The sequence below is a fragment of the Ochrobactrum quorumnocens genome (assembly GCF_002278035.1).
GTDB lineage: Bacteria > Pseudomonadota > Alphaproteobacteria > Rhizobiales > Rhizobiaceae > Brucella > Brucella quorumnocens.
The window spans coordinates 542,033-566,495 of sequence record NZ_CP022604.1 but is presented as its reverse complement, the minus strand read 5'-3'; the positions used below and the strand labels follow the sequence as shown (position 1 = coordinate 566,495).

Genomic DNA, 24,463 nt, shown 5'->3' with positions numbered 1-24,463 from the left:
TTACGTATTATCCCACGCAAAACCGCCTTATAATTTTGGCTCAAATGCAAGGATGAAACCCGAGGAGAATAAAATGAAAGTACAACCCAAAGCCTCGCATTTCATCGGCGGCGCATTCGTCGAAGACAAAGCGGGAAAGCCGCTTCCCGTTTTCTATCCAGCAACTGGTGAAGAAATCGCCAAGCTCTATTCGGCAACGCCTGATGTGATTGAGGCCGCCTATGCGGCAGCCCTCAAAGCACAGGTCGAATGGGCGGCACTCAAGCCTGTCGAGCGCGGCCGCATTCTGCGCCGCACGGCGGAAATTTTACGCGAGAAAAACAAGAAACTGTCAAAGCTTGAGACACTCGACACCGGCAAGGCGCTTCAGGAAACGCTTGTTGCAGATGCAGCGTCCGCCGCAGATGCTCTCGAATTCTTCGGCGGCATCATCTCCGGTTTCAATGGCGAGTTCGTGGAGCTTGGTGGATCGTTTGCCTATACGCGTCGTGAAGCGCTCGGCATCTGCGTCGGTATTGGCGCATGGAATTATCCGATTCAGATCGCCGCATGGAAATCTGCCCCGGCGCTCGCCATGGGCAATGCATTCATCTTCAAGCCATCAGAAAACACGCCCCTCTCCGCGCTCGCGCTGGCTGAAGCCTATAAGGAAGCGGGCCTGCCGGATGGTCTGTTCAACGTCGTTCAGGGCTTTGGTGATGTGGGTGCTGCACTCGTCAATCACCGCCTGACTGCCAAGGTTTCCCTGACCGGATCGGTTCCGACAGGCAAGCGGATCATGTCGCAGGCTGGCGAGCATTTGAAGCATGTCACGATGGAACTTGGTGGCAAATCGCCAATTATCGTTTTCGACGATGCAGATCTTGAAAGTGCCATTGGCGGCGCGATGCTCGGCAACTTCTATTCAACCGGTCAGGTCTGTTCAAACGGCACCCGCGTGTTCGTTCATAGGAATGTACGTGAACGATTTGTTGAACGTCTCGTCGAACGTACGCGCAAGATTCGTATTGGCGATCCGCTTGATGAAGCGACCCAGATGGGACCGCTCGTCAATGGTGCGCAGCGCGACAAGGTTCTCTCCTATATCGGAAAAGGCAAAGCCGAAGGCGCGACCCTCGCCTATGGTGGCGGCGTTCCAAAGCTGCAGGGATTCGATAAGGGCTGTTTCATCGAGCCGACCATCTTCACAGACGTAACCGACAACATGATGATCGCCCGTGAAGAAATCTTTGGCCCTGTCATGAGCGTTCTGGAGTTCACAGACGAAGATGAGGTGATTGCACGCGCCAACGATACTGAATTTGGTTTGGCCGCTGGTGTGTTTACGGCTGACATCGCACGTGGCCATCGCGTGATCAGCCAAATCAAGGCCGGGACTTGCTGGATCAATGCCTATAATCTGACACCTGTGGAAGTGCCATTCGGTGGCTACAAGCAATCCGGCATAGGGCGTGAAAACGGCATCGCAGCCCTGACGCATTACAGCCAGATCAAGACCGTCTATGTAGAAATGGGCAAGGTCGACAGCCCTTACTAAAAGTTCATTTTAGTTGAAACTGCAAAGTCCTGACAATATTAGCAATCACTAATATTGTCAGGACTTTTGTATCTGTCGTCTTACATTATATTTACGACACAATATTGGCAGATAAACTTCGGCTTCTCGAAATATTGATCACTATTTTTCTTATTATATTGAATTTTAACGACTAATTGATTGCTTTTATCGAATACCCTTGCGCGGGAAACATGATAATAGCTTCCCGCGACGGGGTAGGAATGACAAAAGAGCTGTTTTTATCGACAGATATGGTCGATGCCGAAATTCGTGACGACTTCTGGCGTGACGCCGTAAAGCTGTTTTACGAAGTGTCGTCGCTCGATGATGAAAATAAAAGAGGCTTTATAGGAACATTACGTTCTTACCCCTTCGGCAATATGTTGGTCGGTTCTACAACGTTCAACAGTCAACATTATGAGCGCACAACGAGTATCATCGCCCAGAGTGGTCTTGATCATTATGTCCTTCAGGTCATGCTGGCTGGCACTTTGAGCGGCGACTTCAATGGTGTTGCTGTCTCTGCGAAGCCCGGTGATATTTTCATTCTCGACATGGCCCAAGTCATATCCAGTCAAGCTGAAGCAGGCGCGCGTCTGACCGTCATCATGCCTCGTCAAGAACTTGAGAAGCTTGTTGGCTGGCGCAATCTGCATGGGATGATTCTTAAAGCCGAGGCTCCCACGACACAGCTTTTGTTTGAATATCTGCGTGGCTTGAATGATGTTGTTCAGGAGCTTTCGGCGATGGAATCTATTGCCGCCAAGGATGCTTTGTTGGTGCTGCTTGCTTCATGCATCAAGGGTGCCGACAAAGGTTCAGTTGAGAATGTCCCGATCAACCTGCCCATACGCAACCGTATCCTTGCTTACATCGACAAGAACATCACAAATCCGCTGCTGGGACCACATTCGATACAGCAGCATTTCCGCATGTCACGGTCGCATCTTTATCGCGCCTTTGAGCCGGATGAAGGCGTGGCAAAGGTTATTCGCGATAAAAGATTGGATCTCGCGTACCGGATTGTTATCGACAAGAAGGGCAAGGCAATTTCCTTGAAGGAGGTCGCTTATCGTTGCGGATTTCACGATGGAACGCAGCTCACGAAGGCTTTCAAAGCCCGTTTCGGGCTTACACCGAAGGAAGCGCGCGAAGCTCAGGATCCCATACCGCTACAGGGAGACGGTGGAACTCTGACTATTCATGAGCATCTGTCCTTACAGGCCAAAAAGGCCGGTATTCTCCAAAATTAAAGCATTTCCAGCAAAAGTGGGAACCGGCTTTGCGTTCGGAAATGCGTAAAAAAAATTAGTTAAAGCGGCTCCAACGATTCAATATTAACTGGAACCGCTGTAAATGCGGCAGATTGCGATCAGAGGACGCAGCTAAACCGTTGCGTCCAATCGATAGTGCGTCAGGTGATTGCTGCGCCCGTTCGCATGCTGAGCCAGCCAGAACCGTTTGAATAGACCATTTGGGGGCCGGTACTTGCATTATTGACAAAAACCATCGCCCCTGCCCCATGCGCTGCTGCCGATGGCAAATCTGCTATCGCAAAAGATGCAGGACGTATCGGGCCGTCGACATGCAGGCGAGTTTCCGGCCATATGGAGCCGACTGCGACATTGCCGGTTGCTCGATCAACCTTAACAGCTTCGCGCCAATTGCCCACATCGTCGCCAACCTTGATGCTGAAATTATTATCGCCATTCAGGCCCATCTCTGCATGGCCCGTCCAGTTTGATTGGAACAACAGGCTTGCTGTATTTGTTGCCGCCTGTTTGTTCACTTTGATCTGATGGCCGGCACCCGCATTGTTAAAGAGGCTTGCTTCCGACGAGATTGCAAAACGGTTGATTGCATCCGCTGTGGCCTGCACACCAAGCATCGAGAGCGACAGGCTATCGGGCACCGAGCCTGTGACCTCCCACTCAGTGCCGTTGAACACCAGCAATCTGCCTTCATCCTCGACATAGGCAAGCCAGCCTTTTGCGACCGTAACAAAAGACCAGCCGTCATCGATGAAGAAGGCAATCATTCCGTCTTTTCCAACCCACAAGCCGGTTGCAGGGCTTGCAACTATATGCCGCTCACCTGAGAGCGGTCCGATGGGCGCGCCAGTTTGTATGCGCGATTTCACACTGAGATGCACGACGGCATCAAGCAATCGCAGCGCCTCATTATGCGTGACATGCTTCTGCGCCTGACTGGGCATGATATAGGGAAGTTTCAGATTTGGTGTTTGATCCATAAAAAGCTCCTCGCGTTGGTAATGCGGGGAGCTTAATGGCTCTCAGGTAGAGGGGGATAAGTCAGCTTCCGCGATAGGTCGAATAAGACCAGGGGCTGACCAGAAGTGGCACATGGTAATTGCCGTCTTCATCCGCGATCGCGAAACGGATTGGGATGAGATCAAGGAACGGAGGATTGGCAACGTCTGCGCCGCGTGCTTCAAAATATTCAGCGACATGAAATTGCAGCTCATAAGTGCCTTCCTGCATTTCACTCCCGCTCAGCAGCGGCTCATCTGTGCGACCATCGAGATTGGTGACAGTACGCTTAATCAGCTCCGTTTTTCCCAAGGCTCCAAGCCTATAAAGCTCAATCCGCATCGCTGCCGCCGGACTACCATGCGCAGTGTCGAGAACATGTGTAGATAGCTTGCCCATTTTGATCCTCAGATTTGCGTTTCAAAAGCCGGGATTGTCTCGATGCGATAGGCGACATCCGGAAGGAAATACTCCTCCAGATTATCCTCGTTGCCTGCGCGGTCAACAATAAGAAAATCTGACGTCTGCTCAAGGGATACAAGCGGATGATGCCAGACATTGCGCCAATAGTTGACGCCCTGATCACCTCGCGCCAAAAACGCTCTCGGTCGCGCGGGTTTGCCTTCAGCATCTTCTGCCACCACCATCAGAAACGGCCTGCCGTTTAAGGGTATGAAGGCCTGAGATCCGAAAGGATGGCGCTCCATCATCACGATGTCGATTGGTGCTGAGAAAGACTGTCCGCGAAAAATATTGATCAGAACACGTGCGTCAGTGCCAACGGCCTCGACGCGGGCAAGATCGTGGAAGCGTTCCGTCGTGCCATTGTTGATGAGACGTCGCTCAGCACCGTTCACCTCGATAACATCCCCAAAAGGGGCAAAAGCCGCCTTTGTCAGCGGCTCAACTTCCAGCACTTCAAACTTCACGCTTTTCTCCCCGACAAACCTGATTTTATGCAGTCTAACAAAGCTTTGCCGCCGACTAATTGTCAATCGCAAAGCAGTTTCAACAAAGTCATGAAAAAGGCCGCGCAACGAACTCGGACCTTGAGATTTATCAATGGATTGTGCTGATCAACGCTTGAATAGTGCCAACATTGCCGGGACACTACAGGCCGCAAGTGCAAGCTTGACCAGATCGGCGATGATGAAGGCACCAAAGCCAAAGGCGATACCTTTTTCAATGCCATACAAATAAGCCATCCAGCCCGCGCCCATGACGAGCACGACGGCTTCTGCAAGCAGCATGACACCGCCAAGCGCAAGCGGCTTGTGTGCGAGCCCCTTATCCGCAGCTCGACCAATCATCCATGCGGCAACGAGATAAGAAAGCAGATAGCCACCAGTAGGCCCCATCATATAGGCAAGGCCCACGCCCTTTTCGGGTGTTCCTGTGAAAACAGGCATGCCGAGCACACCCTCAAGCAGATAAAGCGCGACAGTGGCAACAGCCAGACGTGAACCATAAAGCGCAGAAATTGCAAACAGTGCTGCAGTCTGCATCGTCACATTGACGTAGAGAAGATCAACCTTGATATTTGCTGAGAGCGTGAGAACCGCGCTACCAAGAATTGCCAGCACAACAAACCGGAAAGCCCGTGTCAGTTGCTTGGTTTGCAAGTAGCCAGCGGGAAGAGACGCCACGGCAATTTTTGATTTATTTCTCTGACGCATCTTTGTCTCACTCCTATAATCGGCGCTGTGAGTATCGCTTCACCAGATAATCATTTGAAACCGGACTATATTCGTCCTAAGCCGTTCGAAGAATTGCAACAATACAAACCGACAAACCAAAACGAGTTGGATTATTCAATGGCGCTTGATTTCGACGGCAGCTTCTCCCCGGAATATGGGGCGCCGGTTGCCTTGCGTAAAGACCTGCTCCGCCTGACTGCGAATAATCCGAGCGCTTTTACATTTCATGGCACAAACAGCTATATCATAGGGACAGATACGCTCGCCGTTATCGATCCAGGTCCAGAGAACGAAGAGCATTTTCAGGCTCTTCTCGCTGCAATCGCCAAGCGCCCTGTGAGTCATATTTTTGTAAGCCATACCCATCGCGACCATTCCCCCCTCGCAAGGCAGCTGAAGGAACAGACTGGTGCGCTTGTTGTTGCCGAGGGTCCACATCGCCCCGCCCGTCCTTATTATAGCGGCGAAGTGAACTTTCTTGAGGCAAGTGCCGATACCGATTTCGCGCCCGATCTGGTCCTGTCCGATGGTGCAAAGATCGACGGCGACGGTTGGGCGCTGCGCGGGATACACACCCCCGGCCATGCAGCCAACCACATGGCCTTCGGCCTCGAAGGCACAGGCATCCTGTTTTCTGCCGATCATGTGATGGCATGGGCGACGTCTATCGTTGCGCCACCAGACGGTTCAATGAGCGATTACATGGCTTCGCTTGAGAAGCTGCTTGAACGCGATGATGATATCTATCTGCCTGGCCATGGAGGTGCAGTCACAAAGCCGGCGGCGTTTGTGCGGGGATTGCGTGCACATCGTAAAATGCGAGAACGCGCAATACTGGAGCGGATCGTTCAAGGCGATCGCACGATCCCGGATATGGTCAAAGCGATCTATCGCGAAACCGACCCACGTCTGCATGGTGCTGCAGCACTCTCGGTACTGGCGCATCTCGAAGATCTCGTCGGACGCGGGGAAATCATCACTGATGGCTATCCATCCCTGAATGGGATCTATCAGCCGCGCTGATCATTCAACATCGGCTGGAGCCTTGTTGACCTCGCCTTCGAGTGCCGACAAAAACTCGGTTATAAAGGCGGCATTCAGCCCCATGTCCCGTTTGCCGTAACGCGACAAGGATCGCATATCGACATAGGTGGTTTCGCCTTCATCAAGCAGACGGATAACCACATCGCTCTTCAAGCCAAGAAAAGTGCTGTGGGCCGTCGCAGCAAAACGCGTAGCATTCTGCTCTGGCAAAGGAATGTCGCGACTAATCTGCGTCCAGCCAAAGGCCTTGAGGGTATTTTCTACCCCTTGCGCAACCCGATCTGGAGCTGCGGGATAACGGCGCCCCATTACATCCGGATAGGCTGACATTTGCCCTATCATATCCGCGGCAACATCAACTGAGAGCGCGTTCATGCCCGGCAAGCGGGCTGGCATTGTCGATGGAAACTGTGGCGGCGTCTCAAAATCAGTTGTCAGATCATAAAGCTGTGGCGAGCCATACCATAGAGAGCCTACAAAACAGAGCGGCAGCAGAACTGCAAAAGCCAGAAAGCTGCCGCAGAAAGAGCGTGCTCCACCCTTGTCGCCATTGACCCACAAATTACGTAGTCCTTTTGCGGCACATAACAGCGCGAGTATCGCAAGCCCACCACCGAGGATAGCGACCAGAACAAAATCCGGCGTTTCCAGCTTGCCGAACCTGTGCAGGATAAGACCCAGCGCTGAAAGCACGGCCGCAAATACGCCAAAACGCAAAGCCCAAATGGCTGAACGAGACTGTCGGCGTTGATAGCGAAGTTTTCTCATGCAGGATCCCAACCGCGTTTCAGAGCGCTTCCATGCATAACAGAGAGAGCTCGGACGCAAAAGGAAAAGGCAAGGCACGCACTGTCAATTCATCCAGTTACAAAGAATGAGCGGGAAAAATAGAGTGAAATCAATATAAAAGCTATTGCAGCAACTTCTAACGAAGGGCATGATCGCGTATATGGGGGCTTTTTTCGGATTCGTCGGAGAGGACGACATGGATCGCACCCTTCATAATGGCCATGAGCCAGCTACATCCAGCGCTGCTGAAGCCGATCAGGATGTAATGACGCTGGAAGCAGTCGAGCTTGAATTTGCGCTCGGAGCCATCGACGTTCTGATCGAAGGATTTGACACTGCCCTTGCCAAGGCAGCAGAACGTGTGGGCGGAGAAGTTCTGTTCAACATGCCTGCGCTCGACACCAGTGAAACACAACGTATTGGCGCTATTGCTATTGCAGGCCAACCACAAGATCAGGTTGTTTTTGTCACGTTGGGCAATGACGGCACAACGCTTTCCGTTGCCCCATTGACTGGCGAGAATGCTTTGTTTGAAAGCCTTGGACGCAATTACGCAGCAGTCATGAAAAGCCTGTCCCCAAAGGACAAGACAAACGGTAGCTAAAGCATGTCGTGCTCAAATAGATTCATTCGAGCTCCCGCGAACATGCGACAATTAAAAGAATCTAGAGCGTGCGTCATAGGTGCTATTAAGCGCGACACGCTCTAGAACTTAAAACCATCACTTGTTTGCGGGCGGCTTTGCAAGTGTCGCAGGTGCGCCTGCGTGCAGATTATGGTCCGGCACCGGGTTGAGCGTCATGGACGTCTCAACGTCTCTTAGCTTCACAAACTTCATGCCCTTGGCCTGAAGTGCCAGAATGCCCTTGGCCACGCCCTCACCTGCCGAGCGCGTTGGCTGATTGATATGCGAAATGATGACATCACCATCGCGTGCAGCCGAAATGCGCCTTGCAACGACAGGCGCAAGCAGCGATGCACCCTGATCGCCGTTCAATGAATAACCGCCGATTTTGTAGCCCATGCTCGTCGCGAGTTTAACCGCATCGGTCGAATAGCGGGCGGTTGCATCACGATACCATTGCGGCTTTGAAGCGCCTGACTTGGCGATTGCATCGGCACCACCATCAATTTCCGAACGAACGGCATCCAGTGAACCCGCTGTTTTGATATTATACATGGTCTGCACATTGGTTATGGCTGGCACATGCATATTGCCGTGGTTCTCAATGTCGAAGAGGTCAGGATGCGCCTTCATCAGCGCAAAGGCTTCCGCATTCTGCTTCAGCCAGCGTCCAGTAACAAAAATCGTCGCCGGAATGCGTTTCTGCACCAATACATCGAGAATACGGTGATCCGTTTTCCCCATGCAGGCATCGAGCGTCAGCGCCACTTGCGGCGCAGCCGCCCCACCCTTTGCAATACGCAATTGTGGTTCAACAATTCTGATTTTTTCGTTGTTTTCCGGCTGCGGAAGCGCATCATATGCGCTGGCCACAGTGTTCAAACAAATGAGCGCGACCCCCGCCGCAAGTAACTGACGCAACATATCTGCCCCGATAAACAAAGTTCTGGCATTAAGACTCACAGTTTACAGCGCCAGAACCAAAGCCGAATTATGGCACATAATTTTATGGCCCATCTGATTCAATCAGATGGGCCTTCTCAAGTCTTGAATTGACGCGCATCTTGTCCGAAAACGGCTTCACACTTTTCGGAACGCGCTATTTCGTGCTGAGGCCTGCGCTGCCGCCAGACGTGCAATCGGCACACGGAAAGGCGAGCAGGACACGTAATCAAGCCCGGTCTTCTCGCAGAAAGCTATCGACGTCGGATCGCCGCCATGTTCGCCACAGATACCAAGCTTGAGATTGTCGCGCGTTTTACGTCCACGTTCGGCGGCGATCTGGATCAGTTCACCCACGCCCTCTAAATCAAGCGAGACGAACGGGTCCTGTTCGATCAAACCACGGCTCTGGTAAGTCGAAAGAAACGGAGCAGCATCATCACGCGAAATACCAAATGTCGTCTGCGTGAGATCGTTCGTACCAAATGAGAAGAACTCTGCGGTCTCTGCAATCTCGGCAGCACGCAAAGCCGCACGTGGCAGCTCGATCATAGTGCCAACCATATAATCGATCTGAACGCCAGCTTCGCTGATAACCTCTTTTGCCACAGCATCAATGCGCGCTTTGACAAAATCGAGCTCTGCCTTGAGACCAACCAGCGGCACCATGACTTCCGGCACCACCGGTTCGCCGGTCTTTTTGCCAGCTTCGACTGCGGCCTCAAAGATCGCTCGCGCCTGCATTTCAGCAATCTCTGGATAAGACACGGCCAAACGGCATCCGCGATGGCCCAACATCGGATTGAATTCGTGTAAGCTCTCGGAACGTTCGCGCAGCTTATCAGCATCGACACCCATAGCACTTGCAACTTCCGCGACTTCTTCGTCCGTGCGCGGCAGGAATTCGTGGAGCGGCGGATCGAGCAAGCGGATTGTAACCGGCAGCCCCTTCATGATCTCGAACAGTTCGACAAAGTCCGAACGCTGCATCGGCAGAAGCTTGTCCAAAGCCGTGCGACGACCTTCCTCTTTGTCGGCAAGGATCATTTCGCGCATTGCTATAATGCGTTCGCCTTCGAAAAACATATGCTCAGTACGGCAGAGCCCAATGCCTTCCGCGCCGAATGAACGTGCTGTTCGGGCATCTGCAGGTGTTTCCGCATTGGCCCGCACTTTCATGCGACGTGTCTTATCCGCCCATTGCATCAGCTGACCAAAGTCGCCGGAAAGCTCCGGCTGCAACATGGCAACCGCCCCCTTCAGTACCTGACCGCTGCCGCCATCAACGGTGATAATATCGCCTTTTTTGAACGTCTGACCTGCGGCCAGCATCGTGCCGTTGCGGTAATCGACACGCAGCGATCCTGCGCCAGACACACAAGGCTTACCCATACCGCGTGCAACAACTGCGGCATGACTGGTCATGCCGCCGCGTGTTGTCAGAATGCCTTCAGCCGCGTGCATGCCGTGAATATCTTCCGGGCTCGTTTCAACGCGCACGAGGATAACATTGCGGCCTTCAGACTTGGCCTGTTCAGCATCTTCCGACGAAAACACGATCTCACCTGTCGCAGCCCCCGGCGAAGCTGGCAGTCCCTGGCCGATAACGATGCGCTCGGCACGAGGATCGATGGTCGGATGCAAAAGCTGGTCAAGCGCTGCCGGATCAATACGCAGCACGGCTTCTTCTTCAGTAATCAATCCTTCGGCGGCCATCTCGACAGCCATTTTCAACGCTGCTTTGGCCGTGCGCTTGCCCGAGCGCGTTTGCAGCATCCAGAGCTTGCCACGTTCGATGGTAAATTCGAGATCCTGCATGTCGCGATAATGCCGCTCAAGTCGGCTAGCCACTTTCAGAAACTCGCCAAATGCTTCCGGCATTACCTTTTCAAGCGACGGTTTGTCGGAACCAGCGGCAATTCGCGCTTCCTCGGTAATGTTCTGCGGCGTGCGAATGCCTGCAACCACATCTTCGCCCTGTGCATTGACCAGAAACTCGCCGTAGAGTTTCTTTTCGCCGGTGGAAGGATTACGGGTAAAGGCAACGCCCGTTGCAGAGGTTTCGCCCATATTGCCGAAAACCATCGCCTGAACATTGACGGCGGTTCCCCATTGCGCTGGGATATTATGCAGACGACGATAGGTGATAGCGCGCGCATTCATCCAGCTTGAGAAGACTGCGCTGATCGCACCCCAAAGCTGCTCACGCGGGTCTTGCGGAAATGGCGCGCCCAGTTCTTCTTCGACCTTGGCCTTGTAAAGCCCGATGACTTCCTTCCAGTCATCAGCGCTCAACGCTGTATCGACTTCGACACCAAGATCGGCCTTCTTGTCTTCCAGAATTTCTTCAAAGAAACCGTGATCGACACCCAACACCACATCTGAATACATCTGGATGAAGCGGCGATAGCTGTCGTAAGCAAAACGCTCGTCACCAGCCTCTCGCGCGATAGCCTGAACGGTCTCATCATTGAGGCCAAGGTTCAGAACCGTATCCATCATGCCTGGCATGGAGGCGCGCGCGCCAGAACGCACCGAAACCAGCAACGGCTTTTCCGTGCCGCCAAATGCGCGGCCGGTCAGATCTGCAACATGGTTCAGTGCCTTTTGCACCTGCCCATCGAGTTCGTCAGGATAGGTGCGTTCATGGTCGTAATAGGAGGTGCACACTTCGGTCGTTATTGTAAAACCGGGCGGCACTGGCAGACCAAGGCTGCTCATTTCAGCCAGGTTCGCTCCTTTGCCACCGAGAAGGTTGCGATCGCTCGCAGCGCCCTCTGCCTTACCATCACCGAATGCGTACACCCACTTCGCCATGCTGGCCTCCCTTGCGCAGGTAACGGTCCGCAATGCCTGTGCTTTTTCCACAGGCCTGCAGAAATTATCTTCGTGCTTATGCGATCAAGTCGTTGCCTGCCAATCAAAAAAGACAAAGCACCGTAATAGAATCGATTAGACCGCTAAGGCTAAAGCATGTCGTGCTCAAATGGATTCATTTGAGTTCCCGCGAACATGCGGCAATTAAAAGAATCTAGAGCGAGCGTTGTGGGTGCGATTAAGCGCAACACGCTCTATAGCGCCGTACGTCCCTTCGGAGCACAAAGGCCGCTCTAACTCATTGAATCTACGCATTGTGCTTTCCAAAAATCGCACTCGATTTTGGGTCGATGCGGTAGTCATGATGCGCAAATTTAATGAGGAAGCCAGACAAACAGGGATAGGTTTCTTGCAATGGCTGGCTGCCTGTTGAGCGGTTAGGCTTCGGAACTGTGTTTACCGGAGGCTCCATGATTTTAGCACCAGATGCACTCACGTATCGCGCTCCAAACGTAGAGGATGCGGAAGAAATATGTGCAATGACCAACATGCCCAAGTTTCGAGCGGGAACATCCCGTTTGCCGTTTACGCGCGTTGCAAACACGCGCCAATGGCTTTCAAACCTCAAAGATAAACACATCGTCATAGTAGCCACACTTGACGGAAAGATTGTTGGAAGCTGCGATATTCGTCGCGCAGATGGCCGGCGAATACACGCAGGGACTATCGGTATTGGCGTGCATGATGACTACCACGGCCAAGGCATCGGCACTGGCCTTATGCGCGAAATTATTGACGTGGCAGACAACTGGCTCAACCTTCAGCGACTGGATCTGACAGTGTTTGCTGACAATCTTCACGCCATTCAGCTATATGAAAACTTCGGCTTCGAACGCGAAGGCGTTCTGCGATCCGATGCCTTCAGAGACGGACAGTTTGTCGACTGCATCTTGATGGGCCGACTTCACTTTTAATAATCAAAACGGCCTGTTAATCGAAATCCAATATCACTTGACAAATTGGCGGGCCTACCTCCAATATAAGAACAAATATAGAACATTTGGAGTTGGACATGCGTATCACCGGCAAGCTCGATTATCTTGAAATGCCTGCGGCCAATGGGTCGCTCGACACCGCTAAAAGTTTCTATGCGCGTGCGTTTGGCTGGTCATTCGTTGATTACGGCCCGACCTATTCTGCTTTTGCCGAAGGGCTGGATGGTGGTTTTGATGCCGATCCGCAAGCCACCGCCAAACCTTTGCCCGTACTTTATTCGGCAAAAATTGAAGAAACGCTGGCCTCCGTGACCGAGGCTGGTGGAACGATTGTGAAACCTATCTTTGCCTTCCCTGGTGGGCGTCGCTTTCATTTCACCGACCCTGCAGGCAACGAGCTTGCGGTCTGGAGCGACAAGTAGCAACTTTCATTGTCACTGGTTGACAGCAGCGACCATATGGAAATGATGCGGCGTATCTTATTTGGTTCAACATAGAATTCGGTGACATGCGCTTCATCCTTCCAACCGTCCTGCTCTCCCTCGCCGCCACGTCAGCATTAGCGCAAGCAACCGCGCCTGCACCTGACAACGCATCGCTTAGCCGGTGCGAAGAATTTCTCAAGGGCATGAGTATTCTCAAGCCCGGCAAAGATTATATGGTCAGAGATATTCCCGATGGCTGCGTTGTTTCGAACGGCATTTATCAAGCCATGAGCATTATGGGGTGGACAGTCGAAAGAGCCGTTTTGGAAGTTGATCGCCTGCAGGACTATCTTTCTGAAGCCCCTGATTTGAGCAAAACTGCACCGCAGTGGGGGCGTTTGGCGGTGGATGGCGTACGCATGACGCTGCAAAGCGGCAACAAAGTATCGGATTACATTACTTCAATTCAGCAATGGCCGATGGATTTCGCTGCTTCTTATCGCTTCAATCCGGAAAGCGGATATCTCCACATTCAGAACGCAGAAATCAGCAGCATAAAGATGGGTAAGGCTTCAGTTTCTGCGGAAATCAACCTGCCCGTCGATTCATCGGTTGCGAGCCTTACGGTTAATCCAACCGCAACGCTTTCGCATCTGCGCTTACGGCTTGATAATCAGGGGCTGTGGGAGAGTGTTGCCCTGCCCGTTCTTGCAAATTACGCCGCACTGCCATCTGAAACCGGTGAAAGCGACCCGGAAATCGATATTGCTCGTCTACGTGATATCGTGAGTAAATCTGTCGAAGCGATGCCTGACAAGCAGATTGATGCGACCTCTCGACAAGCACTTCTGCGTTTTGTTCAGGATATGCCACATCCGACCGGTTTCTTCACAATGGATGTGCATTTCGACAAGCCAATGCCGATCGGCGTCAATGACTTGGAGCCGGGCAAACTTGCACAACACGCGCTGACAGGCGCAAAAATGAGCGTGACCTATAAGGCTCGCTGATCAAGAATGACGCAAAACGAGAGCATTTCCAGTTCAGATTGAACCGTTGGAAATGCTCTATCTATTTATGTTTACGAGAACTTTATCCCGAAAGCCGCTTCGCACTTTTCGGGATGCAGCCTCTTAAGCCAACGCGCATCTTATCCAAAAACCGCTTCGCACTTTTCGGGATGCAGCCTCTTACGCCAACGCGCATCTTATCCGAAAACCGCTTCGCACTTTTCGGGATGCGCTATAGCATTTCACCAAACAAAACAGTATCAACAGCAATGTCCAGTTCATTATCATCACTTGAATCCGCCGCCAAATATCTGTCGCAATCTGACAAGGACCAATTCTTCAAAATCAAGCGTGAGATGGAAGCATCAGGCGCTTCCAGAGCAAGCATTGAAGAACGTCTTCACGCATTTATCTGGCAAGTAATTGAAGCCGATGATGAAGACGAAAGTGAAAATGAAGAGTGATACTATCATTCAGCAATGAAAATCAGACCGCTTCGCGCAACCGCTCTGCAGTTTGCAGATCAACAGAGACAAGCTGGCTCACGCCCTGCTCGCCCATCGTCACGCCAAACAGACGGCTCATACGGGCCATGGTGATCGGATTATGCGTGATGACGACGAAACGCGTTTCGGTTGAAGCCGCCATTTCATCCATCAGATTGCAGTAGCGCTCGACATTATGATCATCGAGCGGTGCATCCACTTCGTCCAACACACAGATTGGCGCTGGGTTGGTGAGGAATACTGCAAAGATCAGCGCCATTGCTGTCAGTGCCTGCTCGCCACCCGATAGAAGGGTCATCGTCTGCGGCTTCTTGCCCGGAGGACGAGCAAGGATTTCCAGACCGGCATCCAGCGGGTCATCGCTTTCAATCAGCTGAAGCTCTGCCGTACCGCCACCAAAAAGATGCGTGAACAGACGCTGGAACTGCGCATTCACCACATCGAAAGCAGCCAACAGACGTTCGCGGCCTTCGCGATTGAGGCTCTGGATGGCCTGACGCAGTTTCTTGATCGCCTCGATGACGTCTTCGCGCTCGGAGATAATCGCCTCAAGACGAGCAGAAAGCTCCTGACTTTCCTCTTCCGCGCGCAGGTTGACCGCACCAAGACGCTCGCGTTCGATACGCAACCGCTCAAGCTGGCGTTCGAGCTGATCCGGATCAGGCATACGATCTTCGGGCTTGAGGCCCGTATGACGAATGGCCTCATGCGGCGCGCAGTTAAGCGCTTCTGCAATGCGTAATTCCGTATCCTTGCGGCGCTCTTCGGCAGCAGTCAGGCGCTCTTCCGCGCGCGCGCGTTGCTCACGACTGGTTGCAAGCTGCTGTATCGCCAGTGTCGCAGCCTTGTCGAGTTCGGCCTGCACCGCTTCGGCTTCAGCCAAAATGTCGGCAGCCTGTTTGCGACGATCATCTGCTTCCGAAAGTTCATTCAAAAGCGCACGGCGGCGGCTCTCGATTTCTTCCGGGGCTTCCGCCAGAACTTCTGCTTCATCCGCAGTTTCGGCTCGGCGGTCATTCAGAGCTGCAATTTGTTGCTCTGCATTTTGCGCTCGTGACGCCCAGTTGCGCCGTTCCATGCCAATCATCGCCAACCGTCGCGCACGGTTGTCCGCTTCACGTCGCTGACCTTCATAAGCCGCGCGCGCTTCTGCAAGTGTTACACGATCCGATTGCACTTCTGAATTCAAAGCCGAATGACGCTCGCCGATTGCGTCCATATCCGGCATTTCGTTGAGCCGATCTTCGGCTTCAACCACACGGATTTGTGCTTCTTCGAGATTTTCCTCAAGGCGCGATTTGGCTTCTTCGAGGCCCGCGCGCTTAGTAGCCAGTTGCCCGGCGGCTCGTTCAACGGCAGCCAGAGCCTCACGCGCTTCATCCAGCTTATGCTGATTTGCGCGCCATGAATCCCGCGCCACACGCTCATGCTCGACTGCTTCACGCACGGCGATTTCAAGACGCTGTACGGCTTGCTCAACGTCGTGCACGCGGCGAGCGGCCGCGATTGCTTCCTGCTCCAGCTCGGCTAGCCGGTTCTTCTGCGCAAGTCGCTGTGCAGCAGGCGTTGGCGCGTCAGCACTAGCGGTATATCCATCCCAGCGCCACAGAGCGCCAGCCTTGCTTACAAGGCGCTGGCCGGGACGCAAGGATGCCTGCAAACGCTGGCCATCACTCTCCGAAACAACACCCACCTGCGCGAGCCTGCGGCGCAATTGTTGTGGGCCTTCCACCAAACGATCAAGAGGCACGCTACCTTCAGGCAGTGCAGGATCAGTTTCGGGTGCGGGGTTATAGGCCCAGAAGACCGGTGCGCTGGAATCGCTTGCAGCATCAAGGTCTTCGCCAAGCGCCGCACCAAGGGCTATTTCATAACCCTTCTCGACCCGCAATTCCTCAACAACAGGCGGATACTGCCCTGCCTCACCAGCATTGAGAATGCGCGCCAGCGTGTGTGCTTCGGTTTCAATACGATTGAGTTCCGTGCGAGCCTCGTTCAGCGGCTGACGACTGGCAGTTTCCTGCTCGCGAGCGGAACTCACGAGTTCTTCGACAGCGATCACAGCCTCTTCGGCGGCAGCCAGCGCATCAGTCGCTCCTTCAACGAGAAGACGCTTTTCAGACGGATCAAACAGACCACCGATCTGCTCAGCAACTGATGCGATATCGCGCTCAATCGTTTCCATCTGGTTTGCCAGACGATCACGGCGGCTTTGCGTTTCCTGCAACGCGCGCTCAATCTGCGTACGTTCTGCAGAAGCTTCCGCCCGTTCCGCAGTCACGCGAGCCAGCGCGTTTTCGCTATCCTGCAGGCGGATTTCCGCCTCCTCGAAGATCGCGCGCAATTCTTCATCGCGCTCACCAGATGCTTCGTTCGAAGCAAGCAACTCTTGCTCTTCCTCATCAAGACGCGCCAGAATATCGGCATTCTCACGCACCATTTGCTCTTCACGGGCGATATCAGCCGTCAGCTGTTCGAGCCGCTTCATAAGTTCGGCGCGGCGGGCCCGAATACGACCGTCTTCTTCATCAAGCTGCGTGCGAGCGATGGAAAGGCGTTGCAGAGCAGCAGCAGCCTTTGCTTCTGCCTCACGCATTTCGGGTAATTTATGAGCGCCAACGGCCTGTTCACGCGCAGCATTCATCTGCGCTTGTGCCATGTCCCCAACCACAGAAGTTGCCTGCGCGAGCGCACTTTGCGCTTCGCCTTCCTGCGCTTTGGCTTGTGACCAGCGCAAATGCATAAGAGATGCTTCGGCACGGCGTATATCAGCAGAAAGCGCCTTGAACCGATTGGCCTGTCGCGCCTGTCGCTTCAGGCTTTCGATCTGGCTACCCAGCTCACCCACGACATCTTCGAGGCGCTCAAGATTGCCTTCGGCAGCGCGCAGACGCAGTTCGGCCTCATGTCGACGCGTATGGAGGCCGGAAATACCCGCAGCTTCTTCCAAAAGCGCGCGGCGCGCCTGTGGCTTGGCCTGAATGAGTTCACCAATGCGCCCCTGTCCAACCATAGACGGCGAACGAGCGCCGGTCGACTGATCGGCGAAGAGAAGTTGCACATCTTTGGCGCGCGCTTCCTTGCCATTGATCCGATAGACGGAACCGGCCTCACGCTCAATGCGGCGCGAAACCTGCAACTCGTCCTGATCATTATAAGCAGCCGGTGCGGTGCGATCAGAATTGTCGAGGAAGAGCGTCACTTCTGCCGTATTGCGCGCGGGACGCGTAGCTGAACCAGAAAAGATTACATCATCCATGCCGGAAGCGCGCATATTCTTGTATGAGTTTTCACCCATCACCCAGCGCAGCGCTTCGACGAGATTGGACTTGCCGCAACCATTTGGCCCGACGACGCCTGTCAATCCGCCTTCAATGACGAACTCCATAGGTTCGACAAAGGACTTGAAACCAACAAGTCGCAGCTTGGAGAAGCGCATCAGCGTGCCCTCCCCTCAGAAACACAAAAAGCGGACGCAATGAAGCGCCCGCTTTTCTTGCCGAAAGGCGACTTAGAGCAGCTTGTCAATGATTGCCGACATCTCGTCAACCGAAAGGGCTCCAGCGTATTTCTGACCGTTGATGAAGAATGTTGGCGTAGCGTTCACACCAAATTCAGTCGATCCACGTTCCATGGTTGCTCTCACATCATCGAGAACTTGCTGGTTCGTCAAGCAAGCCTTGAACGACTCCTGTGTAAAACCTGCAAGTTTCGCAATTTGAAGCAGTGCAGCTTCGCCATCAGCAGCGCCAGCCCACTGCTGTTGTTGTTTGAAGAAGACTTCAACCATCGGGAAATAACGGTCTTCAGGCGCGCAACGAGCCAGCATGAAGGCTGCAGTCGCACGTGGATCGAACGGGAATTCGCGGAAAATCAAACGCGCTTTACCCGTATCGATGTACTTTTCTTTGATGGTCGGGAATGTGTTGACCGCAAAATCAGCACAATGCGAACAGGTTAGTGATGCATATTCGACAATCGTAACAGGCGCATCGGCCTTGCCATAAACCATGTCCTTGAGCTTGCCGGCTTCAGCAACCTTCGCGGCGTCAACAGTCGCCTCGGCGCTGCGTGACTGTGCACTCGCATTGCCAGCAAAAGCGAGCCCGGCGGCGGCGGCACCCGCTAGGGAAATAACATGTCTGCGGTTAAGCGGTGCAGGCATACGAATCATCCAGTCCTGTTTCAATGTTGACACTTAAAGCGTTTCGCATTCTATCATATTCAAACAACACGCTTTATTCTTAGTTTTTCGCATATCGTTAACGGAAAACCGATTCCCACTTTTTCGCGACATGCTTTAGGCACAATTTAGGGTGGTGGATCACTAATCACCAGCCCTGTTGTGATCAAATGAAGTTCAGCAACAATCTTGAATCAAATTTAAGGCAGAGCGCTCATTTCTTCGTTGATCGTTTCTCGGCAAGAATATTTTTGCCGAGCCGAGCAAGAGCGGCGCGGAGCGCATCGTCCTCAATACCGTCGGTTGCCTTATCGATGCGCCGTTCATCCGAGGGTGCCAGAGGGGCTAATCGCTTTGGTTTACGCCTGAAGTCGAGCGCGGGCGGCTTCTGCTCAATCTTAATGCGACCTATAGCGGAGAAACCGAGAAACCCGTTCACACGGCTGATAATTTCGCCCGTCTCGTGTTGTATTTGCAGGGCCGCAAAACCTTCACAGGCGATAATCAAGGTGGCGGGACTGAAAGGATCGTCTTCGCGTAATCGTCGAGGCCAATTTATTCGCAACGGCCGCGATGATGCGCCGATTCCCGGTCCGACGATATCCTCCCAAGATTGCAGCAGCGAAAGATTAATACCCGCGCGCTTCTGCAACATCGGGTCCATCAGACGCGACGTCATATCTGCCAGCGGGCGAAAGCCCCGTTTTGGTTTTGGTTCGCTCATCGCGTCCCATTATAGCCCCGAAACCACTCAACAAACAAAGGGATACCTTCATCGAGCGTGGTTTGAGGACTGAAACCGAGATCGCGCGCTGCAAGTGTTATATCCGCATAGGTGCGCGGAACATCCGCTGCGGGCATGGGCTCCAGCTTGCGGATCGCCTCTTTACCGCATGCTTTTTCAATGGCTGCGATGAAATCGTTGAGCATCACAGGGCGATTATTGCCAAGGTTATAGACTGGCGCGGTTTCTTCCGGGTGTTCAAGAATGCGCTTTATCGCACCCAATACACCGCTCACGATATCGTAGACGAAAGTGAAGTCGCGCTGCATTTCGCCATTATTGAAAACGCGGATCGGCTCGCCCTTCAAAATGGCTGATGTAAACAGCCATGGCGCCATATCCGGGCGACCAAATGGCCCATAGACGGTGAAAAATCGAAGACCTGTAGAATGAAGGCCGTGAACATGTTTATAGGAGGCGGCTAGAAGTTCGCCTGAACGCTTGGTCGCCGCATAAACCGAAACGGGATGATCCACAGGATCACTTTCGGAAAACGGGATTTTCTCATTTGCACCATAAACCGATGACGAGCTGGCATAAACCACTGGCGGTCGCTTTGCGAGCTTAAGCGCGGTCTCGAAAACCGTTACCTGCCCCATGACATTGGCTGATACATAGGCCGCTGGATTTTCGATCGAATAACGAACGCCTGCCTGTGCCGCAAGATGCACAATCACATCCGCATCGCGGTCCGTTCCAATGGCCGCAGCGAAAGCGTCCGCGTCCGAAATATCGGCCTGTGCGAACCGGAAACCATGACACGAATGCAGCTTTGCGAGACGTGTTTCTTTGAGATCCACCTGGTAATAATCGTTGAGATTATCGACCCCGAGAACTTCCCAGCCCTCATCGAGAAGACGCACAGCCGTGTGAAAGCCGATGAAGCCAGCGGCACCTGTGACGATAGCTTTCATAAACCCTAGTTCCCGCGAATATAGTTTGAGAGGCCTGCTCGACGCAAAGCCATGATACGCCGCGATGAAGCTGCGTTGAGTGCTGCAATGAAGAACATGACCGAAGAAATGGTCACTTCATGCAAGAGCGGATTATGCAACATGCCGTAGCTTCCGCACACCACAGCGAAGTAAACCAAGGCGCGCCGCATACCCCAGCTATCAGCATTCCGCCAAAGATGCACAAAGATCGAAAGAAAGGCAGCCATCATGAAAAACAACCCGATGATGCCATCGTTCAATAGTTCATCAAGGATCGTATTGTGGACGTGACGGAAGCCTTCGAGCATCGACGCCTGCTCACCTGCTTGCGCCTTAACCGCATCCATTTTTGAATAAGAGCCAACGCCCGCTATGGGATTGTGTTCGATGACTTTAGCAGCGCTCTTCCACATGACCTCGCGGATATCTGCCGAAATCTTATCTTCCCACTTAGAACTATCGCCGCTGTCATAATATTCGGCCATCCCAGAAAACCGCTTGGAAAGAATATCGCCAACAGGTCCTACAATAATGAGCGCTGCGAGTGCCGCAGCGAGCGCGGCATAGACGGCTCCTTGGTGCTTAACGCTCAGACGACGGAGGAAAAATATAATCTCCACAGCCGCAAATATCGGTAAGACAACAATCACCGCGCGTGTTTCCGACGCCAGCACCGCAGCGAGTCCCAGCACGAGCCAGTGGGGGCCATTTGGAAGATAACGTGGCGCTTTAAGAATAGGGATTCCTGCAGATATTGCCGAAACGCCCGCAACAAATGCGAAAACTGCCTCATTTCCACCGACACCAATACGACCACCTTGTGTCAATACAAGATAAAGCACAGCGAGCACTGCCATCACAACACCGGCGCGCGCTCCCAATACATAGGCGCGCAGTGGATTGCGAACCAACAACATACCTGGACCCGCAAAGGCAAACACTGCGATCAGCAGCGTATAACCAATTTGGCGGTTATCGTTGAACGGTTCACCACGGAAAAGAATAAGGCCGAGTGACCAAACTGCGTAAAGCAGAATGAAAATGTAAAATTTCTTAGCAAAAAGACGCGTAGTCGCATGACGTGCCGCGCTGAGATAAATACCAATACATGCGAATATAAAAAGGATGAGCGGACCCAACCCCAGGCGAATAGGCATCGAAGCTGAAGCGATCCCTAATGCCCAATGGTCCACTCGACGGCGAACAAGAAATGATTTTTTTAGAAAACCCACTTACACCTCTTCCACACCATTTCGCCCAAGAGCGTATGCGATTCTCCTGACATAGTCAGTCGCTCGAAAGAAAAGTGTGCTTAGTCTTTTGTATGTCGGCAGACGCGTTTTGGCGTACCCTTTCCTACCTTGTGCAATGGTGGAGATTGCCACATTGGAAAGAGCTACTACAGGTTTGTCGGTGGTGAAAATTTCATAATCACCCGCCCAACCGCGCTCTAACGCGACATCGTATGGAAGGCTCATCGGTTTGATCGCGGATAGAAGGCGTCTCGCACCGTCCAATGTAACAATATACGCGGCAGAGCTTCCGGATGGCCCGTGTAGGCAACGCCCGATGGAAAAGCACTTATCTATAGAACGAAAGCCTCGGAAAGCAGCCGTACGGTGGTTGACGAGCTTAATGACGTCCCATCCTTTCAGTTTGCACGCCTCTGAAAGAAATGGCGTGAACTCAGGTGTAAATTCGACATCGTCTTCTACAATTACTGCGAAAGGCTCATCCGCAGCGATGATTGCTGCAAGTGCCCTGATGTGACTGAAATAACAGCCAATCTCGGCAGGCATCGCAATTTTTCCATGTCTGCGACGAAAGCCAGCGTCGTCAAAACCCACCAACTCGTCATCGGTCAGCAACTTACCTTCGACTGCCTCAACGCGATGAACATCAACTGAAAACTTATTGGCACTCGCTCGCAAAGCATCCCATCTGTCCTGAGAGCGTGCGAGATTTATGACATATACCGGGACAGAACTAGCCACGGACTCTCCTTATTTCACATCGGCTTCCCGCCTCACTGCCGTGAGATCTATCGCATGCCATAAAAGCACAAGAAAGCGATGCTACGCATTAATTTCTATCAATTCTAAACAAAGGTCTTTAATCAGAGTAGCGAGAGTTTCCCAACGTTTAAATCATACCGATCAAATGCTCCACACACCCGATAGTACTAGAACTGGACAAATTCTTGACTGGTATGACCGACACCATCGCATCCTACCTTGGCGTGTAACACCAGTTGAGCAATCGCGCGGCATTAAGTCGGACCCATATCGGGTGTGGCTTTCAGAGATAATGCTGCAACAGACGACAGTTGAAGCGGTCAAATCCTATTTCACAAAATTTGTTGAGCGTTGGCCGAATGTTGCGGCTATGTCTGCGGCGAGCGAAGACGATATTCTGCGCGCATGGGCAGGCCTTGGTTATTATTCACGTGCGCGCAATCTCAAGAAATGCGCAGACCTTATTGCGGCAAATTATGGCGGAAAGTTTCCCTCTACCGCGGCTGATCTAAAAGATCTTCCGGGTATCGGTGATTACACTTCAGCAGCCATCGCAGCTATCGCTTTCGGCGAACCTGCAGCGGTCGTCGACGGCAATGTTGAACGCGTAATTTCAAGATTATTTGCGATCGACACACCTCTACCCGCTGCCAAGACTGAGATTCGTGCCCGCATGGGCGCAATGACACCCGCCGACAGGCCAGGCGATTTTGCACAAGCCATGATGGATCTCGGCGCAACTATTTGTACGCCGCGTCGTCCCGCCTGCGCAATTTGCCCGGTGAATGACAATTGTGAAGCGCTCGCTACCCGTGACCCGGAAGAGTTTCCCGTCAAGGCACCGAAAGTCCAGAAGCCAGTACGGACGGGTGCCGCCTTTATCGCAGTCGCAAATGACGGTTCAGTTCTGTTACGTAAACGGCAACGCGAAGGCCTGCTTGCCGGAATGACGGAAGTACCGGGAAGCAGCTGGACCGCGCGCATAGATGGCGATTCCAGCATAGATGCCGCACCCTTTGTTGCGGATTGGATGTCATCTGGCAGCATCACACATGTGTTTACACATTTCGAGTTGCGTCTTTCTGTCTACGCCGCCAACGATATTGCCAAACACACAACCAACGATGGTTGGTGGTCTTCTCCTTCAGAATTAGAGGACGAAGCTCTGCCAACTGTCATGAAAAAGGCCATCACGGCCGCCATTCCAGATGCTTTCAAACGGGGGAGGAAAAGCCGTTGACCAGTCCAGTTAAACACGTCGTTTTCGATATTGGCAGAGTGCTGCTGCATTATGATCCGGAGCTCGCTTATCTTGACGCGATCCCTGATGCCACCGAACGTCGTTGGTTTCTGGAAAACATCTGCACGGGTGCCTGGAATATCGAACAAGATCGCGGTCGCAGTTGGGAAGATGCGGAAGCCCTGCTGATCGAAGCCCATCCTGACCGCAGCGATCATATCCGCACGTTTCGCCAAAACTGGAACCTGATGGTACCGCATTCCTATGATGACAGCCTTGCGATACTACGCGGACTTATTGCTGAGGGTAACGACGTGACCATGCTGACAAATTTTGCTTCTGACACGCTGCGCGAAGCGCAAGGCCGTTTTCCGTTTCTCACCGAAAGCCGAGGCGTAACCGTTTCCGGCGATATTCACATGTTGAAACCGGACCGCGAAATTTACGATCATCACGTCGCGAGCTTTGATCTCGACCCAGCAGCAACGCTTTTCATCGACGACAGTCCAGCCAATGTCGAAGGTGCGAAGGCCGCTGGTTGGCAAGCCGTGCATTTCACCGGCGCACCAAAACTTGCAAGCGATCTCAAAGGTCTCGGCCTCTCGTTCTGATTAGAGCGCCGTGCGCC

The 24,463-nt window shown here is 52.9% G+C and carries 23 protein-coding genes; 10 read left to right on the top strand and 13 right to left on the bottom strand.

Features of this window, described 5'->3' with window-relative positions; genetic code table 11:
- The first annotated feature begins 73 nt into the window (after positions 1-73).
- Entirely contained in the window at positions 74-1,537 is a 1,464-nt protein-coding gene (gene betB / locus CES85_RS12160) for a betaine-aldehyde dehydrogenase (RefSeq protein WP_095446229.1), read from the top strand.
- 242 nt (positions 1,538-1,779) lie between these two features.
- Positions 1,780-2,811 (top strand): helix-turn-helix domain-containing protein, encoded by a 1,032-nt coding sequence (locus tag CES85_RS12155; protein ID WP_095446228.1) that lies wholly within the window; start codon positions 1,780-1,782, stop codon positions 2,809-2,811.
- Between the two features lie 161 nt (positions 2,812-2,972).
- On the opposite strand, the gene CES85_RS12150 is transcribed toward CES85_RS12155, so the two are convergent.
- The 4 genes from CES85_RS12150 to CES85_RS12135 form a co-directional block, all read right to left on the bottom strand.
- Positions 2,973-3,809, bottom strand: a complete 837-nt coding sequence (locus CES85_RS12150; RefSeq protein WP_095446227.1) for a DUF2793 domain-containing protein — start codon at positions 3,807-3,809, stop codon at positions 2,973-2,975.
- Positions 3,810-3,870: 61 nt separating this feature from the next.
- Entirely contained in the window at positions 3,871-4,227 is a 357-nt protein-coding gene (gene uraH / locus CES85_RS12145) for a hydroxyisourate hydrolase (RefSeq protein WP_095446226.1), read from the bottom strand.
- Between the two features lie 8 nt (positions 4,228-4,235).
- A complete protein-coding gene (locus CES85_RS12140; RefSeq protein ID WP_095446225.1) occupies positions 4,236-4,757 on the bottom strand; it encodes an ureidoglycolate lyase in 522 nt (173 codons plus the stop codon).
- Between the two features lie 147 nt (positions 4,758-4,904).
- Positions 4,905-5,504: a biotin transporter BioY gene (locus tag CES85_RS12135; RefSeq protein WP_095446224.1), complete on the bottom strand. Its 600-nt coding sequence runs from the start codon at positions 5,502-5,504 to the stop codon at positions 4,905-4,907.
- A gap of 138 nt (positions 5,505-5,642) precedes the next feature.
- On the opposite strand from CES85_RS12135, the gene CES85_RS12130 reads away from it, so the two are divergent.
- Positions 5,643-6,548, top strand: coding sequence for an MBL fold metallo-hydrolase (locus tag CES85_RS12130; RefSeq protein WP_095446223.1), 906 nt, complete (start codon positions 5,643-5,645; stop codon positions 6,546-6,548).
- On the opposite strand, the gene CES85_RS12125 is transcribed toward CES85_RS12130, so the two are convergent.
- Positions 6,549-7,337, bottom strand: a complete 789-nt coding sequence (locus tag CES85_RS12125) for a DUF1499 domain-containing protein (protein WP_095446222.1) — start codon at positions 7,335-7,337, stop codon at positions 6,549-6,551.
- Positions 7,338-7,554: 217 nt separating this feature from the next.
- Between CES85_RS12125 and CES85_RS12120 the strand changes: the two genes are divergently transcribed.
- Positions 7,555-7,962 carry a hypothetical protein gene (locus tag CES85_RS12120; RefSeq protein ID WP_095446221.1) on the top strand — a complete coding sequence of 136 codons (408 nt, stop codon included), beginning with the start codon at positions 7,555-7,557 and terminating at the stop codon, positions 7,960-7,962.
- A gap of 117 nt (positions 7,963-8,079) precedes the next feature.
- Here CES85_RS12120 and CES85_RS12115 read toward each other — a convergent pair whose 3' ends face one another.
- Both CES85_RS12115 and ppdK read right to left on the bottom strand, forming a co-directional pair.
- A complete protein-coding gene (locus CES85_RS12115; RefSeq protein ID WP_095446220.1) occupies positions 8,080-8,907 on the bottom strand; it encodes a polysaccharide deacetylase family protein in 828 nt (275 codons plus the stop codon).
- 156 nt (positions 8,908-9,063) lie between these two features.
- Positions 9,064-11,742: a pyruvate, phosphate dikinase gene (gene ppdK, locus CES85_RS12110; protein ID WP_095446219.1), complete on the bottom strand. Its 2,679-nt coding sequence runs from the start codon at positions 11,740-11,742 to the stop codon at positions 9,064-9,066.
- 470 nt (positions 11,743-12,212) lie between these two features.
- On the opposite strand from ppdK, the gene CES85_RS12105 reads away from it, so the two are divergent.
- The 4 genes from CES85_RS12105 (at position 12,213) to CES85_RS27810 (ending at position 14,636) form a co-directional block, all read left to right on the top strand.
- The gene (locus CES85_RS12105; RefSeq protein ID WP_095446218.1) at positions 12,213-12,716 is read left to right on the top strand and encodes a GNAT family N-acetyltransferase; all 504 of its coding nucleotides are present in this window, start codon (positions 12,213-12,215) and stop codon (positions 12,714-12,716) included.
- Positions 12,717-12,814: 98 nt separating this feature from the next.
- Positions 12,815-13,159, top strand: a complete 345-nt coding sequence (locus CES85_RS12100) for a VOC family protein (RefSeq protein ID WP_094579059.1) — start codon at positions 12,815-12,817, stop codon at positions 13,157-13,159.
- Positions 13,160-13,245: 86 nt separating this feature from the next.
- The gene (locus CES85_RS12095; RefSeq protein WP_095446217.1) at positions 13,246-14,172 is read left to right on the top strand and encodes a hypothetical protein; all 927 of its coding nucleotides are present in this window, start codon (positions 13,246-13,248) and stop codon (positions 14,170-14,172) included.
- 113 nt (positions 14,173-14,285) lie between these two features.
- A complete protein-coding gene (locus CES85_RS27810) occupies positions 14,286-14,636 on the top strand; it encodes a hypothetical protein (protein ID WP_244923276.1) in 351 nt (116 codons plus the stop codon).
- Between the two features lie 22 nt (positions 14,637-14,658).
- Here CES85_RS27810 and CES85_RS12085 read toward each other — a convergent pair whose 3' ends face one another.
- The 6 genes from CES85_RS12085 to CES85_RS12060 all read right to left on the bottom strand — a co-directional run bounded on the left by CES85_RS12085 (position 14,659) and on the right by CES85_RS12060 (position 22,574).
- The gene (locus CES85_RS12085) at positions 14,659-18,117 is read right to left on the bottom strand and encodes a chromosome segregation SMC family protein (protein WP_095446216.1); all 3,459 of its coding nucleotides are present in this window, start codon (positions 18,115-18,117) and stop codon (positions 14,659-14,661) included.
- A 72-nt stretch (positions 18,118-18,189) separates the two neighbouring features.
- Positions 18,190-18,843, bottom strand: coding sequence for a DsbA family protein (locus tag CES85_RS12080; protein WP_095447854.1), 654 nt, complete (start codon positions 18,841-18,843; stop codon positions 18,190-18,192).
- Positions 18,844-19,075: 232 nt separating this feature from the next.
- Entirely contained in the window at positions 19,076-19,585 is a 510-nt protein-coding gene (locus CES85_RS12075) for a DUF721 domain-containing protein (RefSeq protein WP_095446215.1), read from the bottom strand.
- Positions 19,582-20,559, bottom strand: coding sequence for an NAD-dependent epimerase/dehydratase family protein (locus tag CES85_RS12070; RefSeq protein WP_095446214.1), 978 nt, complete (start codon positions 20,557-20,559; stop codon positions 19,582-19,584). The genes CES85_RS12075 and CES85_RS12070 overlap by 4 nt, the downstream gene beginning before the upstream one ends.
- Before the next feature lie 5 nt (positions 20,560-20,564).
- Positions 20,565-21,737 (bottom strand): O-antigen ligase family protein, encoded by a 1,173-nt coding sequence (locus tag CES85_RS12065; RefSeq protein WP_210318237.1) that lies wholly within the window; start codon positions 21,735-21,737, stop codon positions 20,565-20,567.
- A 75-nt stretch (positions 21,738-21,812) separates the two neighbouring features.
- The gene (locus tag CES85_RS12060) at positions 21,813-22,574 is read right to left on the bottom strand and encodes a glycosyltransferase family 25 protein (protein ID WP_095446212.1); all 762 of its coding nucleotides are present in this window, start codon (positions 22,572-22,574) and stop codon (positions 21,813-21,815) included.
- 166 nt (positions 22,575-22,740) lie between these two features.
- Between CES85_RS12060 and mutY the strand changes: the two genes are divergently transcribed.
- Together mutY and CES85_RS12050 are read left to right on the top strand one after the other, a co-directional pair.
- Positions 22,741-23,835, top strand: a complete 1,095-nt coding sequence (gene mutY, locus CES85_RS12055) for an A/G-specific adenine glycosylase (protein ID WP_095446211.1) — start codon at positions 22,741-22,743, stop codon at positions 23,833-23,835.
- Positions 23,832-24,446 (top strand): HAD family hydrolase, encoded by a 615-nt coding sequence (locus CES85_RS12050; protein ID WP_095446210.1) that lies wholly within the window; start codon positions 23,832-23,834, stop codon positions 24,444-24,446. Before mutY ends, CES85_RS12050 begins: the two co-directional genes overlap by 4 nt.
- Positions 24,447-24,463 lie beyond the last annotated feature (17 nt).

Coding starts and splice junctions, on each gene's coding strand:
- betB (WP_095446229.1), top strand. CDS start 74: ATGAAAGTACAACCCAAAGCCTCGCATTTCATCGGCGGCGCATTCGTC.
- CES85_RS12155 (WP_095446228.1), top strand. CDS start 1,780: ATGACAAAAGAGCTGTTTTTATCGACAGATATGGTCGATGCCGAAATT.
- CES85_RS12150 (WP_095446227.1), bottom strand. CDS start 3,809: ATGGATCAAACACCAAATCTGAAACTTCCCTATATCATGCCCAGTCAG.
- uraH (WP_095446226.1), bottom strand. CDS start 4,227: ATGGGCAAGCTATCTACACATGTTCTCGACACTGCGCATGGTAGTCCG.
- CES85_RS12135 (WP_095446224.1), bottom strand. CDS start 5,504: ATGCGTCAGAGAAATAAATCAAAAATTGCCGTGGCGTCTCTTCCCGCT.
- CES85_RS12130 (WP_095446223.1), top strand. CDS start 5,643: ATGGCGCTTGATTTCGACGGCAGCTTCTCCCCGGAATATGGGGCGCCG.
- CES85_RS12125 (WP_095446222.1), bottom strand. CDS start 7,337: ATGAGAAAACTTCGCTATCAACGCCGACAGTCTCGTTCAGCCATTTGG.
- CES85_RS12120 (WP_095446221.1), top strand. CDS start 7,555: ATGGATCGCACCCTTCATAATGGCCATGAGCCAGCTACATCCAGCGCT.
- CES85_RS12115 (WP_095446220.1), bottom strand. CDS start 8,907: ATGTTGCGTCAGTTACTTGCGGCGGGGGTCGCGCTCATTTGTTTGAAC.
- ppdK (WP_095446219.1), bottom strand. CDS start 11,742: ATGGCGAAGTGGGTGTACGCATTCGGTGATGGTAAGGCAGAGGGCGCT.
- CES85_RS12105 (WP_095446218.1), top strand. CDS start 12,213: ATGATTTTAGCACCAGATGCACTCACGTATCGCGCTCCAAACGTAGAG.
- CES85_RS12100 (WP_094579059.1), top strand. CDS start 12,815: ATGCGTATCACCGGCAAGCTCGATTATCTTGAAATGCCTGCGGCCAAT.
- CES85_RS12095 (WP_095446217.1), top strand. CDS start 13,246: ATGCGCTTCATCCTTCCAACCGTCCTGCTCTCCCTCGCCGCCACGTCA.
- CES85_RS27810 (WP_244923276.1), top strand. CDS start 14,286: ATGCAGCCTCTTAAGCCAACGCGCATCTTATCCAAAAACCGCTTCGCA.
- CES85_RS12085 (WP_095446216.1), bottom strand. CDS start 18,117: ATGCGCTTCTCCAAGCTGCGACTTGTTGGTTTCAAGTCCTTTGTCGAA.
- CES85_RS12080 (WP_095447854.1), bottom strand. CDS start 18,843: ATGCCTGCACCGCTTAACCGCAGACATGTTATTTCCCTAGCGGGTGCC.
- CES85_RS12075 (WP_095446215.1), bottom strand. CDS start 19,585: ATGAGCGAACCAAAACCAAAACGGGGCTTTCGCCCGCTGGCAGATATG.
- CES85_RS12070 (WP_095446214.1), bottom strand. CDS start 20,559: ATGAAAGCTATCGTCACAGGTGCCGCTGGCTTCATCGGCTTTCACACG.
- CES85_RS12065 (WP_210318237.1), bottom strand. CDS start 21,737: ATGCCTATTCGCCTGGGGTTGGGTCCGCTCATCCTTTTTATATTCGCA.
- mutY (WP_095446211.1), top strand. CDS start 22,741: ATGCTCCACACACCCGATAGTACTAGAACTGGACAAATTCTTGACTGG.